The 15,181-nt window shown below is 67.3% G+C and carries 15 protein-coding genes; 12 read left to right on the forward strand and 3 right to left on the reverse strand.

Annotation, left to right across the window (positions count from 1 at the left end; genetic code table 11):
- Positions 1 to 157: 157 nt before the first annotated feature.
- A complete protein-coding gene (locus EAX62_RS08555) occupies positions 158 to 688 on the reverse strand; it encodes a GNAT family N-acetyltransferase (protein ID WP_121901267.1) in 531 nt (176 codons plus the stop codon).
- Positions 689 to 755: 67 nt separating this feature from the next.
- Between EAX62_RS08555 and EAX62_RS08560 the strand changes: the two genes are divergently transcribed.
- On the forward strand, positions 756 to 2,432 hold the full coding sequence (locus EAX62_RS08560) for a ribonuclease J (RefSeq protein ID WP_121901268.1): 1,677 nt from the start codon (positions 756 to 758) through the stop codon (positions 2,430 to 2,432).
- A 322-nt stretch (positions 2,433 to 2,754) separates the two neighbouring features.
- Here EAX62_RS08560 and EAX62_RS08565 read toward each other — a convergent pair whose 3' ends face one another.
- Both EAX62_RS08565 and EAX62_RS17325 read right to left on the reverse strand, forming a co-directional pair.
- Positions 2,755 to 3,039 (reverse strand): hypothetical protein, encoded by a 285-nt coding sequence (locus tag EAX62_RS08565; RefSeq protein ID WP_121901269.1) that lies wholly within the window; start codon positions 3,037 to 3,039, stop codon positions 2,755 to 2,757.
- A complete protein-coding gene (locus EAX62_RS17325; RefSeq protein ID WP_158600599.1) occupies positions 3,036 to 3,593 on the reverse strand; it encodes a glycoside hydrolase family 20 zincin-like fold domain-containing protein in 558 nt (185 codons plus the stop codon). The genes EAX62_RS08565 and EAX62_RS17325 overlap by 4 nt, the downstream gene beginning before the upstream one ends.
- Positions 3,594 to 3,970: 377 nt before the next feature.
- On the opposite strand from EAX62_RS17325, the gene rpmB reads away from it, so the two are divergent.
- The 11 genes from rpmB (at position 3,971) to smc (ending at position 15,145) form a co-directional block, all read left to right on the forward strand.
- Positions 3,971 to 4,156 carry a 50S ribosomal protein L28 gene (gene rpmB / locus EAX62_RS08575; RefSeq protein ID WP_121901271.1) on the forward strand — a complete coding sequence of 62 codons (186 nt, stop codon included), beginning with the start codon at positions 3,971 to 3,973 and terminating at the stop codon, positions 4,154 to 4,156.
- Between the two features lie 85 nt (positions 4,157 to 4,241).
- Entirely contained in the window at positions 4,242 to 6,446 is a 2,205-nt protein-coding gene (locus tag EAX62_RS08580; RefSeq protein ID WP_121901272.1) for an ATP-dependent DNA helicase RecG, read from the forward strand.
- A gap of 6 nt (positions 6,447 to 6,452) precedes the next feature.
- Positions 6,453 to 7,520 carry a tellurite resistance/C4-dicarboxylate transporter family protein gene (locus EAX62_RS08585; RefSeq protein ID WP_233557873.1) on the forward strand — a complete coding sequence of 356 codons (1,068 nt, stop codon included), beginning with the start codon at positions 6,453 to 6,455 and terminating at the stop codon, positions 7,518 to 7,520.
- On the forward strand, positions 7,517 to 8,101 hold the full coding sequence (gene rsmD / locus EAX62_RS08590) for a 16S rRNA (guanine(966)-N(2))-methyltransferase RsmD (protein WP_121901273.1): 585 nt from the start codon (positions 7,517 to 7,519) through the stop codon (positions 8,099 to 8,101). Before EAX62_RS08585 ends, rsmD begins: the two co-directional genes overlap by 4 nt.
- Positions 8,098 to 8,580 (forward strand): pantetheine-phosphate adenylyltransferase, encoded by a 483-nt coding sequence (gene coaD, locus EAX62_RS08595; RefSeq protein ID WP_121901274.1) that lies wholly within the window; start codon positions 8,098 to 8,100, stop codon positions 8,578 to 8,580. The genes rsmD and coaD overlap by 4 nt, the downstream gene beginning before the upstream one ends.
- Before the next feature lie 92 nt (positions 8,581 to 8,672).
- Positions 8,673 to 9,215: a YceD family protein gene (locus EAX62_RS08600; RefSeq protein ID WP_121901275.1), complete on the forward strand. Its 543-nt coding sequence runs from the start codon at positions 8,673 to 8,675 to the stop codon at positions 9,213 to 9,215.
- Between the two features lie 41 nt (positions 9,216 to 9,256).
- Entirely contained in the window at positions 9,257 to 9,448 is a 192-nt protein-coding gene (rpmF, locus tag EAX62_RS08605; RefSeq protein ID WP_121901276.1) for a 50S ribosomal protein L32, read from the forward strand.
- A 38-nt stretch (positions 9,449 to 9,486) separates the two neighbouring features.
- On the forward strand, positions 9,487 to 10,164 hold the full coding sequence (gene rnc, locus EAX62_RS08610) for a ribonuclease III (protein WP_233557874.1): 678 nt from the start codon (positions 9,487 to 9,489) through the stop codon (positions 10,162 to 10,164).
- Positions 10,157 to 11,005: a bifunctional DNA-formamidopyrimidine glycosylase/DNA-(apurinic or apyrimidinic site) lyase gene (gene mutM, locus EAX62_RS08615; RefSeq protein ID WP_121901278.1), complete on the forward strand. Its 849-nt coding sequence runs from the start codon at positions 10,157 to 10,159 to the stop codon at positions 11,003 to 11,005. Before rnc ends, mutM begins: the two co-directional genes overlap by 8 nt.
- Entirely contained in the window at positions 11,002 to 11,613 is a 612-nt protein-coding gene (locus tag EAX62_RS08620) for a GtrA family protein (protein WP_121901279.1), read from the forward strand. The genes mutM and EAX62_RS08620 overlap by 4 nt, the downstream gene beginning before the upstream one ends.
- Position 11,614: 1 nt before the next feature.
- Positions 11,615 to 15,145, forward strand: a complete 3,531-nt coding sequence (gene smc / locus EAX62_RS08625) for a chromosome segregation protein SMC (protein WP_121901280.1) — start codon at positions 11,615 to 11,617, stop codon at positions 15,143 to 15,145.
- Positions 15,146 to 15,181 lie beyond the last annotated feature (36 nt).

The raw sequence follows: 15,181 nt of genomic DNA on the forward strand, positions 1-15,181 counted from the left end.
CGGCTCCAGTGTTGTCGGGATGTCAGTCTGTCGACATCAGATCCACACCAGGGGCCAGCCCACGTCACCCGGGCGTCCCGACACGCCCTCCCGGGTGTGACCTCGAAAGCCCCGGATCACCACAGATCGACGGTGGGGCCCGCCGCTGAGGAGGCGCTCAGGCAGTGGTGATGTCGGTCACGAGCCGGATGAGCTTCATGGAGACGTCACCGTCCTCCGGGCCCATCTCGCGGTGGGCACCGTCGGTGCCCCAGCCGCACCCCACGAGGAACTCGCGGGTCGCATCGGCATCAGTGGGGAGCCACATGGTGGCCACCTGGTAGCCATCGGCCCTCAGTGTGTCCACGGCCGCGTTGATGAGGCGTGAGCTGTGGCCCGCCTCGATGCTCGGTTCGTCCACGACGAATTCGGCGATGAGGCCGTCCGTGGGCTCGGCGTCGGGATCGTTGCTGGGGCCGGTGACAGCAAAACCGACGATGGCCCCGTCGCCGATCGCGACCAGCACACGGCAGTGCGCCAGTGGGGGCTTGACGATGGCGTCATGCCAGGCACGCACGGTCTCGTCTGCAGAGATTCCCGTCATCGCGTCCGCCAGGACTGGCACCGAGGACCACGAGCGGCGTTGCAGGCGGGCAACGTCGACCGCTTCTGCGGGCATGGCCAAACGGACGGAATCAGGCACGGGCATGGGGACAGTCTATGAGACAGTGCCGAGCCGGGTCCCCGCGTCGGCGCGGGTCCACTAGCCTGAAGCAATGACTGATCTGAAGACGCCACCACCGGTCAAGCCCGGGACCCTGCGCATCACCCCGCTCGGAGGCCTCGGCGACGTGGGTCGTAACATGGCGTCTTTCGAGATCGACGGTGAGATCGCACTCGTCGACTGTGGCGTGCTGTTCCCCGAGGAACACCACCCCGGCGTTGACCTCATCCTCCCCGCGCTGAACAACCTCAACGACCGGCTGGCCGACATCTCCGCCCTGGTCCTCACACACGGCCACGAGGACCACATCGGTGCGGTCCCCTACCTGCTGCGCAAGCGCCCGGACATTCCCATTTACGGGTCGAGGCTGACGCTGGCGTTCCTCGCGAACAAGCTCAAGGAGCACCGCATCCGGGGCCACCAACTGCACGAGGTCAGGGAGGGCGACAGGATCAAGGTCGGCAAATTCGACTTCGAATTCGTCGCCGTCAACCACTCCATCCCTGACGCGCTGGCCGTGGCCATCCGCACGTCGGCGGGCATGGTCCTGCACACGGGTGACTTCAAGATGGACCAGCTGCCGCTGGATGGTCGCATCACCGACCTGCGGGCCTTCGCCCGGCTCGGCGAGGAAGGCGTGGACCTCTTCATGGTGGACTCCACCAACGCCGAGGTTCCCGGCTTCACCACGCCGGAGAAGGACATCGAACCGGCAATGTCGCGGGTGTTCGAGACCGCCCACCAGAAGCTGATCGTGGCGAGCTTCGCCAGCCACGTCCACCGGATCCAGCAGGTCCTCGACCTCGCGGTGAAGCACGGTCGCAAGGTGGTCTACGTGGGCCGCTCCATGGTCCGCAACATGGCCATCGCACGGGACCTGGGCTTCCTGACGGTCCCGGGCGACACCCTCATCGAGATGCGCGACATCGACAAGTACCCCAAGAACAAGGTGGTCATCGTGTCCACCGGATCCCAGGGTGAGCCGATGGCTGCGCTGAGCCGCATCGCCAGCCAGGAGCACCCCGTGGTGTCGGTGGGCCCCGGCGACGTGGTGCTGCTGGCGTCGTCGCTCATTCCCGGCAACGAGAACTCCGTGTACCGGGTCATCAACGGCCTCTCCAAGCTGGGGGCCCAGGTGGTCCACAAGGCCAATGCGATGGTCCACGTCTCCGGCCACGCCTCCGCCGGCGAGTTGCTGTACTGCTACAACATCCTCAAGCCCCGCAATGTGCTGCCGGTCCACGGGGAGATCCGTCACCTGATCGCCAACGCGAAGCTGGCCATTTCCACTGGTGTTCCGGCCGAGAGAGTGATCGTTGCCGAGGACGGTGACGTCATTGACCTGGCCAACGGCAAGGCCCGCCGGGTGGGTCGCGTCGACGCCTCCTACATCTTCGTGGACGGGCAGACGGTGGGTGACATCACCGACTCGCTCACCGATCGACGGGTGCTGGGCGAAGAGGGTTTCATCTCCATCGTCTCGGTGGTCAGCCTCCACACCAGGGAACTGATCAGCGGGCCGGACATCCACGCCCGCGGTTTCGCCGAGGACGAGTCGGTCTTCGAGGGCGTGCGCAACGAGGTCGCCAAGGCACTCAAGGAGGCGCTGGCCGACGACGTCGTCGACGTTCATCGGCTTCAGCAGGTCACCCGCCGGGTCATGGGTGCGTGGGTCTCGAGGAAGCTTCGGCGTCGGCCCATGATTGTGCCCGTGGTGGTCTCCACCTGACCCGTGGCCCCGGTTCTCGCGGCATCTGGGACATGCGCGTCGCCGCGTGGTCCCGGGGGCTGCTCAGGAAGCACATGTTCTGTTCCCTGAGTGCCGTCCGTGAGGGACGAGCGGCGGTGTGTCGAAGGGTTGGTGAAGTGTGGGTGGTGGCTACTGAGGAAACCAATGGTGTGCCCTGCTCTTTCTCGCGAGGGCAGCTCACGAAACGACTATGGGTGCCCAACGTTGTCGCGGGCGGGGCCGGATATGTCCCTCTGCCTCGACACCAAGGCCGCCCGGCCGGTGCTGGTGCACCGGGCCGGGCGGCCGTGTGGTGTGCTGGTCAGGAGAACCTGACGAGGTTGTTCAGCACCCACTTCTCGGCCGTGTTGTAGGTCCAGCCGGAGGCGGTCTGCTCGGCCTCGATGACCGTGACCAGTGATTCGCTGCGGCAGCCGTTGCGTCCGGTGGTGGCGGTGTCGCACTCGGTGCGCCACATGCGGACGTCAGTCGCCGTCCATGCACCTGTGTTGCCCAGGGGGTTGTTGGCCCACAGTGCGCGGGGGCTGGGTAGATAGGTGAGGTTGTTGAACATCCAGCCATTGGTGCGGACGAAATTTCCGTTCACCTGGTCGATCCGGGCCCCAGATCTGGGTGAAACAGCGGGTCGTCCGGGAGTAGGGCTCGCAGCGGGTCCACCAGTTGAGGCCGTTGACGTTGTGCAGGCCCGGGGTGGAGTACACGTCCACGGGGCCGGGCGACGTGGTGACCGTCGGCTTCACGGTGGGTGTGATCGTCGGCCGCACCGTGGGTGTCACGGTGGTGGTGGTGGTGGCGGTCGGCGGCGGTGATGGTCACGCCGTCCGCCCCGGAAACGAGTGTGTAGCCCTCGGCGGGCATGGCGGCAGCGGTGTCCAGCGTCAGCGTGATGGCCTTGCTGCCGGTGGCGGCGACGGGCAACGCCAGGCCCGTGGAGGTGCGCAGTGTGTCGGCGAGCATCTCGGCGGTGCCTACGGCGTTGCCGTTGGCCACGATGGGCGTCACCCCACTGAGCTGGAAGGCGCCTGCATCGGTCTCCACGACGGAGGCAGGCTTCGGGATGACGTCGACGAAGGCGGGCGTCGGCGGCTCGACGACGGGGCCGTCGAGGGTGCCCATGACCATGATTTCCCAGATGGCCATGCCGTAGTTCTGGTTCCTGCCTGTTGAGTCCGAAGTTGATGGGGTCTGCTGCTGGGGCATGGGTTGCCAGTCGCTCGACATTGATGGAGACGACGGTCGGCAGACTAGGTTGGGCATTTGGCCCGCGTCACGCCCGAGGGCCAAAGTGCCGACTTCTGCTGCCCACTTCCGGGCGGGGCTGTGCGGGATCTTCCCACCCGGAGGGGCCTCACGGACTCGCTGGTTGCCTGCGACGGGGCCGCTCCCCGCCGCTGCTTTTGCCGGAGGTGGGAGGCATGGGTTATTCTTTCCAGGTTGCCCACGACTCCAGTCGAGGGCATGACTGATTTTGTAAACCTGACGCACTCAGCGTCGGATCAAGCACCGAGGAGATTCCAGTGGCCGCCGTATGTGATGTTTGCGCCAAGCGACCCGGCTTCGGACACAACGTGCCCTGGTCGAAGAAGAAGACGAATCGCCGCTGGAACCCGAACATCCAGCGTGTGCGTGCGACCGTCGAGGGAACCGCCAAGCGACTGAACGTGTGTACCTCCTGCCTGAAGGCCGGCAAGGTCTCACGCTGATCTGAAGTACGTGTGAAAACTGATGGCCCGTGGGTTCTCCCACGGGCCATCGTTCATGTCCGCGCCCGCTTGTAGGCTGCTCCGCATGGCCACCTGGCGCACACCCATTCATCGCGAACTCAACCGACGGTTGCGCGACGCCGTGGGGGAGAAGACGGCCGTCCAGTTCGCCAAGCTGGGTCTCCACACCGTCGGCGACGTGATTCGCCACACCCCCCGCCGTTACCTGGCGGGCACCCAGATGAGTGACTTCGCCTCGCTGCGGGTGGGCGAGGAGGTGGCGGTGGTGGCAAAGGTGCAGTCCACGAGGATCCGGCAGGGCGCCCGGCAGCGCGTGGAGTCGTTGATCACCGACGGATCCGGCTACCTCACCGTGACGCTGTTCGCCCCCAAGCCCTTCCACGCCACCTGGTGGAGTTCGATGCTGGAGCCAGGCTCACGCGGCATCTTCATCGGCAAAGTGGGTGTCTTCAACAACTCGCTGCAACTGACGCACCCCGACTTCGTCATGATCGACGGCCAGGGGCAGGTCACCGCCAAGAAGGACCACGTCAAGCAGTCCATGCAAAGAGCGGTGCAGCGCGCCACCCTGGTGGGCCTCTACCCGGCCACGGCCAAGCTGCCGACCTGGGTGATCGCCGAAACCATCGCACTGCTCCTGCCGTCCATCCGCTCCCTGGGCGACACGCTGCCACCCTGGGTGGTGGACCAGGCGGGTGTGCTGTCCCTGCCGGAGGCGCTCACCGAAGTGCACGAACCCGTGGACGTCACACGGGCCGAGCAGGGACGCGACCGGCTGCTCTTCGACGAGGCCTTCGGCATGCAGCTGGCCATGGCGCAGCGACGTCGCACCCTCGATGGGTTGGAGGCCACGCCCCGGCCTCGCACTCCTGGCCGCCTTCTCTCCGAGTTCGACAACCGTCTGCCCTTCGAGCTGACGCAGGGTCAGGTTGCCGTCGGGGAGACGATCTTCGACGAACTGGCCCGGCCACGCCCCATGCACCGGCTCCTGCAGGGCGAGGTGGGCTCCGGCAAGACCATCGTCGCACTGCGGGCCATGTTGACGGTGGTGGACTCCGGCGGCCAGGCCGTGCTCCTGGCGCCCACCGAGGTCCTCGCCAAGCAGCACTACGCCACCATCACGGGCCTTCTGGGTGACCTGGGGGACGGGCAGCGCCTGGGCGCTCACGAGCACGCCACCTCCGTCACCCTCCTCACCGGCAGCCTTCCCGCCGCGGCCAAACGGCAGGCCCTCAACGAGATCACCACCGGGGATGCCGGCATCGTCATCGGCACCCATGCGCTTTTGTCGGATCCCGTGGAGTTCTTCGAGCTCGGACTCGTGGTCATCGACGAGCAACACCGCTTCGGCGTCGAGCAGCGTGCAGCACTGGCCGCGAAGTCCGCGCAGCAGCCGCACACGCTCGTGATGACGGCCACCCCCATTCCCCGCTCCGTGGCCATGACGGTGTTCGGCGACCTGGAGGTGTCCGAACTGCGTGAACGGCCTGCGAAGCGGGCCGCCGTCACCACCGTGTTCGTTGACACCTTCAACAACCCGCACTGGGTGGAGCGTGCCTGGCAACGCATCCGTGAGGAGGTGGCCAAGGGTAGGCAGGCGTTCATCGTGTGCCCCGCCATCAGCGCCAAGCAGACAGAGGGCGACGTGGACCCCGCCACCGACATGACGGCCGTCACCGAACTCCTCCCACGTCTCGCCTCAGGGCCGCTGGCGGACCTGCGGTTGGGCATGGCCCACGGCAAGCAGTCCGTCGCCGAGCGCGACGAGGCCATGGCCGACTTCGCGTCGGGGCGCATTGACGTGCTGGTGGCCACCACCGTGATCGAGGTGGGTGTGGACGTGCCCAACGCGTCCGTGATGGTGGTCATGGATGCGGATCGCTTCGGCATCACCCAGCTGCACCAACTGCGCGGCCGCATCGGGCGCGGGGAACACGAGGGCCTCTGCCTGCTGCTGGCGGCGCCGGGGGAGGGGCAGGAGGACGCCCAGCTGCGCATCCGGGCGCTGGTGCTCAGCGACGACGGCTTCGAACTGGCAGAACGGGACCTGGAGCTGCGCAAGGAGGGTGACGTGCTCGGTGCGGCCCAGTCTGGGGGGTCCTCGCTGAAACTGCTGAGGGTCCTGGAGGACGCTGACCTCATCCGTGCCACCAAGGACTTGGCGGACCGGGTGTTGGCCGACCGTCGGGCACTCAACGATCCGCTGCTGGCGGACCTCATGACGCAGGCCGAACTCGTCGCGGCCGGGGAATGGCTCGAGAAGGGCTGACGGGCCGTGGCAGCCGAAACGATGCGCCGCATCGCGGACCTGGTGGAGAAGCTGACACCCGGGTACTTTGCCCTCGTCATGGCCAGCGGCATCGTTTCGTTGGGGCTGGAGCTGGTGGGCGTCCACGTACTGTCCGTGGCGTTCTTCGTGGTGTGCGGGGCTGCCTACGTGGCCCTGTGCGTGCTGAACGTGTGGCGTTTCGTCGCGTTCCGCCAGGCCATGGCGTCGGACTTCCGCGACCCCAAGCGGGCTTTCGGCTTCTTCACCTTCGTGGCAGGTACCAATGTCCTGGGGGCTCGGGTGGCGTCCGCGGGATGGTTCGAGGTGGCGCACGTGCTGCTGGCGCTGTCCGTGGTGGTGTGGATCGTGCTGGGCTACGTCATCCCGTGGAGCGCCGTGCTGGGGCAGCAGCGTCGCCCCGTGGTGGCACTGGCGAATGGCACGTGGTTCATCTGGGTGGTGGCGAGCCAGTCGGTGGCCGTGCTGGCCGCGACGCTGGAGGTGTCGGCCGGCCCCGGGCGGCAGTACCTGGCCATTCTCGCGGTCTTCTCCTGGTCGGTGGGGGTCTTCCTGTACGCGGCCTCAGGGATGATCGTGACGCTGCGGATCATGCTCTACGTACTGGACCCCGTCGAGTTCGACCCGCCCTACTGGGTATCCATGGGTGCCGTCGCCATCACGGTGGTGGCGGGTGCGCGCATCGTGGAGATGGATTCGGCACCCATGGTGGACGCCACGCGTGGACTCGTGGCCGGGGCGTCCGTGGTGTTCTGGGCCTTCGCGACATGGCTCATCCCTGTCCTCGTGGCAGTGGGTGTGTGGCGCCACTTCGTGCACAAAGTGCCGCTGCGCTACGAACCGACCCTGTGGAGCATGATCTTCCCGCTGGGCATGTATGCCGTGGCCGGGATCTACCTGGGGCGTGCTGACCAGCTGCCGGTGGTCGAATGGATCGGGTCCCGGTGGCTCTGGGTGGCCGTCACGGCGTGGCTGATCGTCGCCGTCTCGATGGCGCGCAGCACCGTCCTCAGCCTGCGGGATGGACCTGGCCGGGGCACTAGGGTCAGGGCATGAGTCGGATCATTGCGGGCAGCGCCAAGGGGCGCAGGCTCACGGCACCGAAGGGCACCCACACCCGCCCCACCACGGACCGGGTCAAGGAGGCGCTGTTCTCCGCGCTCGCGTCCTGGTTCGACACGGCCGACGAGCCGCCCGAGCACCAGCTCGACGGCGTCGCAGTCCTCGACCTGTTTGCCGGGAGCGGGGCCCTGGGGCTGGAGGCAGCCAGCCGTGGCGCCGCGCCCATCACCTGCGTCGACACACACACGGCTGGCCTCATCCGCGACAACGCCACGAAGACGGGCCTGCGGGTCCACACCGTCGCCGGGCGGGCGGAACATGCGGTGCAGCGTCACACGGGGACCGTGGACCTGGTCTTTGTGGACCCTCCCTATGACATGCCGGAGGTAATCCTCGACAACCTGCTGGCGGAACTGGTGGCAGGGGAGACGCTGACGGCGCAGGCCCTGGTGGTCGTCGAGCGCTCAAGCCGCTCCGCCGCCCCCCGATGGCCGGACCCGGTCACCCGGTCATGGGATCGTCGCTACGGTGAGACCACGCTCCACTTCGGGGCAACCGATCAGGAGCAACCATGACGCCAGTGCTGTGCCCCGGCTCGTTCGACCCCATCACAGTGGGGCACATCGACATCATCCGGCGCGCACGCGAACTGTTCGGGAACGTGCTGGTGGGGGTGGGCCGCAACAACCAGAAGCAGTACCTCTTCGGTGACCAGCGCATCGACCTGGTCCGTGAGGCGCTGGACGGCATGGATGGCGTCGACGTCGCCCCCATCGAGGGGCTGCTCGTGGACTTCTGCCGGGACAACGGCATCACCACCGTCATCAAGGGCCTGCGCTTCGGCGCCGACTTCGACTTCGAGCTGCAGATGGCCCACATGAACCGTGGGCTGACGGGGTTGGAGACGGTGCTGCTGCCTGCCGCGGCAGAGCACGTGACGCTGTCCAGCACCATCCTGCGGGAAGTGATGAAACTCGGCGGCGACGTCGACAAGTACGTCCCCGACAACGTCGCCCGTGCCATCCGGGTGTGGCGTGACACCCTCCATGGATGACGCCGATTTGGGTAGCATCCCGCTCAACGGGTAGAGTTCGTCGTCGGTCACGACGTAATTGTGATTGACGGGTACGAAGGGGGATTGTGAGCATGACTCCCATGGATCGACACCCCGATCGCCGTTCTCCTCTGGTGTTTGACACAACAGAGCTGAGCAGGCGAGCGGGCACGATGCGTGAGGTCGGGCGTACGGTCCCAGCACCCGCCGATCTCGGTCTTGAAGTGATTGCAGTACCAGAGGGCTCCGACGTCGAGCTCGACCTCCGTCTGGAGGCCGTCGTCGAAGGAGTGCTCGTCACGGGCACCGCCACCGTGCAATTGCAGGGTGAATGTGCACGTTGCCTGACGGGGATCGAGGACGAAATGTCCTTCGATCTCCAGGAACTCTTCTTCCATCCCGGTAGGGAAGTGGATGAGGACGAAAGGCTCGTCGATGACGAGTCAATCGACCTGGAACCCACTCTTCGTGACGCCGTGGTGATGGATTTGCCGTTCACGCCCTTGTGCCGTGAGGATTGTCTCGGTCTGTGCCCCGAATGTGGCGCCGACCTCAACGATGATCCGGATCACGAGCACGATCTGGCTGTCGACCCTCGGTGGTCGAAGCTGGTGGGTCTGGACGTCGAAGAGTGACAATGTGGAATTCAACAGTCCTTGTTTGACAGGAGAAGATCGTGGCCGTTCCGAAGCGGAAGATGTCGCGCAGCAACACCCGGTCGCGTCGGGCCCAGTGGAAGACGACTGTCGTCCCCACGGTCGTCTGCGTGAACCCGGCTTGCCGCGAAGCGCACCTCCAGCACACTGCGTGCCCGAGCTGTGGCCAGTACGGTCCCAGGGCGGCACGTCGCCAGGTCCTCGAGGCCTGATCCAGGGTCTCGACCCCGCACCGCGGGTGAGCAGGCTGGTGCAAAAACTTGATGAGCTGGGCGTCCATGTTGACGCCCAGCTTTTCGAGTTGGCATTCACACACCGCTCCTGGGCCTACGAGAACGGCCGCATCGAGAGCAATGAACGCCTGGAGTTCCTTGGCGACGCCGTCCTCCAGATCGTGGTGACGGAGTTCATCTTCCGCCGCTACCCCACGCTGGCGGAGGGGCAGATGGCCAAGCTGCGCGCCTCGGTGGTCAGTTCCCACGCTCTGTCGCAGGTGGCACGGGACCTCGGGCTGGGCGAGCACGTCAAGCTCGGCAAGGGAGAGGTGTCCACCGGTGGTGACCGCAAGACCTCCATCCTTGCCGACACGATGGAAGCCCTCATCGGGGCCATCCACATGTCCGGCGGCAGCGAGGCCTCCGACGCCTTCGTGCACGGCGTCTTCGACCCGTTGATCACCAGGTCGGAGGAAGAAGGCAGCTACACCGACTTCAAGACCGCCCTGCAGGAGTTGTGCGCCCACCACGGCTGGGGTGCACCCGTCTACGAGATCACGGGGACGGGCCCGGACCACCAGCGTGTGTTCACCGCCGTGGCCGTCGTGGACGGCAAGTCCGTGGCCACCGGCACCGCACCCAGCAAGAAGACGGCCGAGCAACGCGCAGCCACCCTGGCGCACCGTGTGCTGACCGGGTCCCCGGATGCCTGAACTGCCGGAAGTCGAGGTGGTGCGACGCGGACTGGCACAACACCTCACCGGCAGGCGCATCGATCACGTGCAGATCCTGCACCCGCGACCCGTCCGCTCCCACCCGTCCGGCGCCGACGGCATGCGCCAGGTACTGGAGGGTGTCACCGTCGACGCGGTACGACGCCGTGGCAAGTACCTGTGGCTGGCCCTGGACGACGATGCCCTCGTGGTGCATCTGGGCATGAGCGGACAGTTCCGGTTCAATGATCCGGGCGACGAACTCGTGCGCAACACCCGTGTCATCCTCGACCTCGACGACGGACGCCAACTCCGCTTCATTGACCAGCGCATGTTCGGCGGACTGCACTGGGAGCCGGACACCGCCGACTGCCCCGTGCCGCACATCGCGCTCGACCCCTTCGACGAGGACTACGACGAGTCCTCCGTGGTGGATCGGATGCGCGCGAAGCGCACCACCGTCAAGCGGGCGCTGCTGGACCAGCGGCTCGTCTCCGGCATCGGCAACATCTACGCAGACGAGTCCCTGTGGCGGGCCAAGCTGCATTTCGACCATCCCACGCAGCGACTGACTGTCCGACGGGCCACCGATGTTCTCCGCCACGCCCGCGACGTCATGGGTGAGGCTCTGGAGCAGGGCGGCACGTCGTTCGACGCCCTCTACGTGAACGTCAACGGGGAATCCGGCTACTTCTCACGCACCTTGGACGCCTACGGCCGCGAAGGCTTACCGTGTCATCGTTGTGCGACGCCGATGGTGCGTCGCCAGTTCGCCAACCGCAGCAGTTTCCTGTGCCCCAGGTGCCAGCGGCTCCCGAGAAAGGTAGGACCGGGACGATGAACTGGTTGAACACCCAGTACGCGCGCTACCGCAACTCCATCGGACAACTGTTCCGGTTCGGGGTGGTCGGAGGACTGGGCGTGCTCGTCAACACGATCGCGCTCATCACCGCGACCAAGCTCTTCCCCCTGGTGTGGCCCGGTGCGGGCATCCCTGAGGGTGAAGGTGTGTGGTGGCCCATCGCAGGCACCGCCTTCAACGTCCGCTGGTACCACGTGATGGCGTCGGTGGCCTTCATGGTGGCCAACGTCTTCAACTTTCAGCTCAACAGGTGGTGGACGTTCAAGTCCAACCGCGCGTCAGGCTGGTTTCGTGAGTACTGGCCGTTCCTGACGGTGGGGCTGGCCGCGCTGGCCATCGGGCAACTCGTATTCACGGCACTCATGAACCAGGGGTCACCCGTCGCCCTGCCCACCGACATCCTGGACGGGTCCAGCGGGTTCCGCAGCCGCATCTACTGGGCCAACCTCATCATGATCGTGTGCACCATCCCCATCAGCTTCCTACTCAACAAGTTCTGGACGTTCCGGGCGGTGCGTGAGGTCCGCGAGTCCGAGGAGTTGGATCACCCGGAGGACATCGTCGTCGTTGACGAGGCCGAGGCGTGAGATGTATCTCAAACAGCTGACCCTCCGCGGGTTCAAGTCGTTCGCCTCCGCCACCACGCTCACCTTCGAACCGGGCATCACGTGCGTGGTGGGCCCCAACGGGTCAGGCAAGTCCAACGTGGTGGACGCGCTCAGCTGGGTCATGGGGGAGCAGGGTGCCAAGTCCTTGCGCGGCGGGAAGATGGAGGACGTCATCTTTGCCGGCACCACCAAGCGCGCGCCGCTGGGGCGCGCCGAGGTGGAGCTGACCATCGACAACTCGGACGGGGCGCTGCCCATCGAGTACTCCGAGGTGACCATCACCCGCACCATGTTCCGCAGCGGCGGCTCCGACTACTCCATCAACGGGACACCCGCCCGCCTCCTCGACGTGCAAGAACTGCTGAGCGATTCCGGCATTGGTCGGGAGATGCACGTCATCGTCGGGCAGGGGCAACTCGACGCCATCCTGCAGGCCACACCGGAGAGCCGTCGAGGTTTCATCGAGGAGGCGGCCGGCGTCCTGAAGCACCGCAAGCGCAAGGAGAAGGCGCTGCGGAAGCTGGAGGGTACCAAGGCCAATCTGGAGCGCCTCTCGGACCTCATCGGTGAACTGTCGCGTCAGCTGAAACCTCTCGGCCGCCAGGCGGAGACCGCGCGGAAGGCGGCGGTCATCCAGGCCGAGTTGCGCGACGCCAAGGCACGGCTGCTGGCTGAGGACCTGGGCGCGGCCAGGGACGCACTCGCTGCGGACCTGGCCGACGAGGCCGCCGTACTGGCCGCGAAGGACCGCGCAGAGCGTGCGGTCCGTGCCGCCAGCCAGGCCGAGGATGCAGCCGAGGTGGACCTGCGGCAGGCCGGCGCCGCCTTCGATGCGGCACAGGAGACCTGGTACGCCCTGGCCAGCCTGCGCGAGCGGGTGTCCACCACGATCTCCATCTCCGCCGAGCGGATGCGCGCCGGCGCCAACCAGCCGCAGCTGGAGATCACGGGAGGCCGCGACCCCGAGCATCTTGAGCGTGAGGCCGCTGGCATCCGGGAGCGTGAGACCGAGCTGGGCCTCAACATTGACAAAGCCGAGGCGACACTGCGCGACGCCACCCTGCGACGCAACGCCGCGGAACAGCAGCATGCCGCCGCAGATGCTGCCCATGCCACCGCACTGAGGGCTGTTGCCGATCGTCGGGAGGGGCTCGCCCGCCTCACCGGTCAGGTCCAGGCCCTCCAGTCCCGGCTCCAGGCGTCGCACGAGGAAGTGGAGCGGCTGCAGCGTCGCCGCGACGAGGCCACCCAGCGGGCTGAGGAGGCCGCCACCACCTTCGGCGGCATGGAATCCTCCCTGTCGGGACTGGGCGCCCACGAGTCCGATCTCGACGACGCCCACGAAGTGGCGACGGCGCGGGTGGAGCACCACCAGGAAGAGCTCGCGCAGCTGCGCGCGACGGAGGCGACGCTCGCCCGTGACAGGGCCGCTCTGGAAGCCCGTATCGAGGCGCTGCGGTTGATGACCGAGCGCAAGGACGCCTCCGCCGGCCTCGTCGCCGCGGGCGGCCCGGGGGTGCGGGGGAGGCTCATCGACGCCCTCGACGTGGAACCCGGCTGGGAGCGGGCAGTGTCCGCGGCACTGCAGGCCGCTGCGGAGTCCGTGGTGGTCGAAGGCCTCGAGAACGCCGTCGCCGCCGTGGCGCACATGGCGGAGCAGGACATGGGGCGGGCATCCCTGGCCGTCACGGGTGCCTCCGCCGGTGACCGCCTGGACGGGTCCGTGCTGGAGTTGGTGGAGCATCCCCTCGACCTTGCGGGTGTGCTGGGGGTCCTGCTGGGCCGTGTGGTCGCCGTCGAGGACCTCGACGATGCGCACCGACACGTGGAGGAGTTCCCCGGCACCACGGCTGTCACCCGTGGCGGGGACGTGGTCTCCGCCTGGCTCGTGGAGGGCGGGTCCGCGGCCACGCCGTCGCTCCTGGAGCTCTCAGCCCAGCTTGGCGAGGCGGAGTCTGCACTGGTGGCACTGGGACTGGAGAAGGACCGGACGCGGTTCGCCGTTGACAGGGCCACGGGGGCCCTGGCTGCCGCCCAACGCGATGCTGCCGAGGCGTTGGCGCTGCTGCACTCCTCCGATGCGGAACTGGCCGCCGCCCAGGACAGGCTGGGGCAGCTCCGCCAGACGCAGGCCACGGCACTGCGTGAGGCCGAGCGGCTGGCTGAGGCCATGACCGCTGCCGCGCAGGCACGGGTCGCCGACGAGGGCAAACTGGCTGCGCTCCAGGCACGGCTGGAGGCCGCCAGCACGCAGGAGGTGGCGGAACCCGACCCTGCTGAGCGCGATGACAAGGCCATGGAGGCACGCCGAGCACGGCAGGCGGAGATGGAGGCGCGTCTGGCGTTGCGAACGCTCGAGGAGCAGGCCAAGGCACTGGCCGGACGCGCCGAAGGGCTGATCCGGGCCGCCCAGGCCGAACGATCCTCACGCGCCAAAGCCAGGGCCAAGGCTGAGCAGCTGCGACGGGAGGCCGAGGTGGCCACCACAGTGCACGAGGCTGCCATCAGGCTCGCGGAACTCGTCGACGGCGTGCGCGACCTGGCCACGCGGAACCGCGACGCCGCCGACACCGCCCGCCGTGAGGCGGAGGCCGCCACCGTGCGTGCGCGCCATGACTCCCGCGCCGCCGCCGCCAGCCTCGAGGAGCTCGTGAGGGGTGCCCATCGCGACGAGATGACCCGCATCGAGCATCGGATGCGCATTGAACAGCTTGAGGAGAAGGCACTGTCGGAGCTGGGCATGGAGCCGGACCCGCTGGTGGCGGAGTACGGACCCGACCAGAGGGTCCCGGTGATCACCCGACCTGACGGTTCGGCGCTGGGGGAGGACGACGAGGTGCCGGACCCGGTGCCCTACGACCGCGCCGAGCAGACCACGCGGCTGCGCCGCGCCGAGCGCAACCTCACGGTGCTGGGCCGGGTGAACCCACTGGCGCTCGAGGAGTTCGACGCCATGTTGGCACGGCACGGATTCCTGGCCGAGCAGCTCGATGACCTGAAGCGCACCCGCGCCGATCTCCTCGAGCTCATCGACGAGGTCGACAGGCGCGTCAAGGAGGTGTTCGAGGCGGCCTACAGGGACGTGGAGACCACCTTCGTCGACGTGTTCTCCCGCCTGTTCCCCGGCGGAGAGGGTCGCCTGGTGCTGACGGACCCGGGCGACTGGCTGACCACCGGCGTCGACGTCGAGGCGCGCCCGGCCGGCAAACAGGTGAAGCGACTGTCGCTGTTGTCCGGCGGTGAACGCTCCCTCGTGGCGGTCGCGTTCCTGGTGTCGTTGTTCATCGCCCGCCCCAGCCCGTTCTACATCCTCGACGAGGTGGAGGCGGCACTCGACGACGCCAACCTCGGACGCCTGCTGACCATCTATGAGGAGTTGCGGGCCAACTCGCAACTGCTGATCATCACGCACCAGAAGCGCACCATGGAGATTGCCGACTCGCTGTACGGCGTCACCATGCGGGGAGATGGCATCTCCACCGTCGTGAGCCAGCGACTGTCGTCGGAGTAGTCCGTTGAGACGCCCTGCAGAGTGAACCCTTCCACC

It is taken from the genome of Tessaracoccus antarcticus (assembly GCF_003688855.1).
Lineage (GTDB): Bacteria > Actinomycetota > Actinomycetes > Propionibacteriales > Propionibacteriaceae > Arachnia > Arachnia antarctica.

What these genes read in the sequence shown, in the direction of transcription:
- EAX62_RS08600 (WP_121901275.1), top strand. Translation starts at nt 8,673, where the DNA reads ATGACTCCCATGGATCGACACCCCGATCGCCGTTCTCCTCTGGTGTTT.
- EAX62_RS08555 (WP_121901267.1), bottom strand. Translation starts at nt 688, where the DNA reads ATGCCCGTGCCTGATTCCGTCCGTTTGGCCATGCCCGCAGAAGCGGTC.
- EAX62_RS17325 (WP_158600599.1), bottom strand. Translation starts at nt 3,593, where the DNA reads ATGGCCATCTGGGAAATCATGGTCATGGGCACCCTCGACGGCCCCGTC.
- rsmD (WP_121901273.1), top strand. Translation starts at nt 7,517, where the DNA reads ATGAGTCGGATCATTGCGGGCAGCGCCAAGGGGCGCAGGCTCACGGCA.
- smc (WP_121901280.1), top strand. Translation starts at nt 11,615, where the DNA reads ATGTATCTCAAACAGCTGACCCTCCGCGGGTTCAAGTCGTTCGCCTCC.
- EAX62_RS08580 (WP_121901272.1), top strand. Translation starts at nt 4,242, where the DNA reads ATGGCCACCTGGCGCACACCCATTCATCGCGAACTCAACCGACGGTTG.
- EAX62_RS08560 (WP_121901268.1), top strand. Translation starts at nt 756, where the DNA reads ATGACTGATCTGAAGACGCCACCACCGGTCAAGCCCGGGACCCTGCGC.
- mutM (WP_121901278.1), top strand. Translation starts at nt 10,157, where the DNA reads ATGCCTGAACTGCCGGAAGTCGAGGTGGTGCGACGCGGACTGGCACAA.
- EAX62_RS08620 (WP_121901279.1), top strand. Translation starts at nt 11,002, where the DNA reads ATGAACTGGTTGAACACCCAGTACGCGCGCTACCGCAACTCCATCGGA.
- coaD (WP_121901274.1), top strand. Translation starts at nt 8,098, where the DNA reads ATGACGCCAGTGCTGTGCCCCGGCTCGTTCGACCCCATCACAGTGGGG.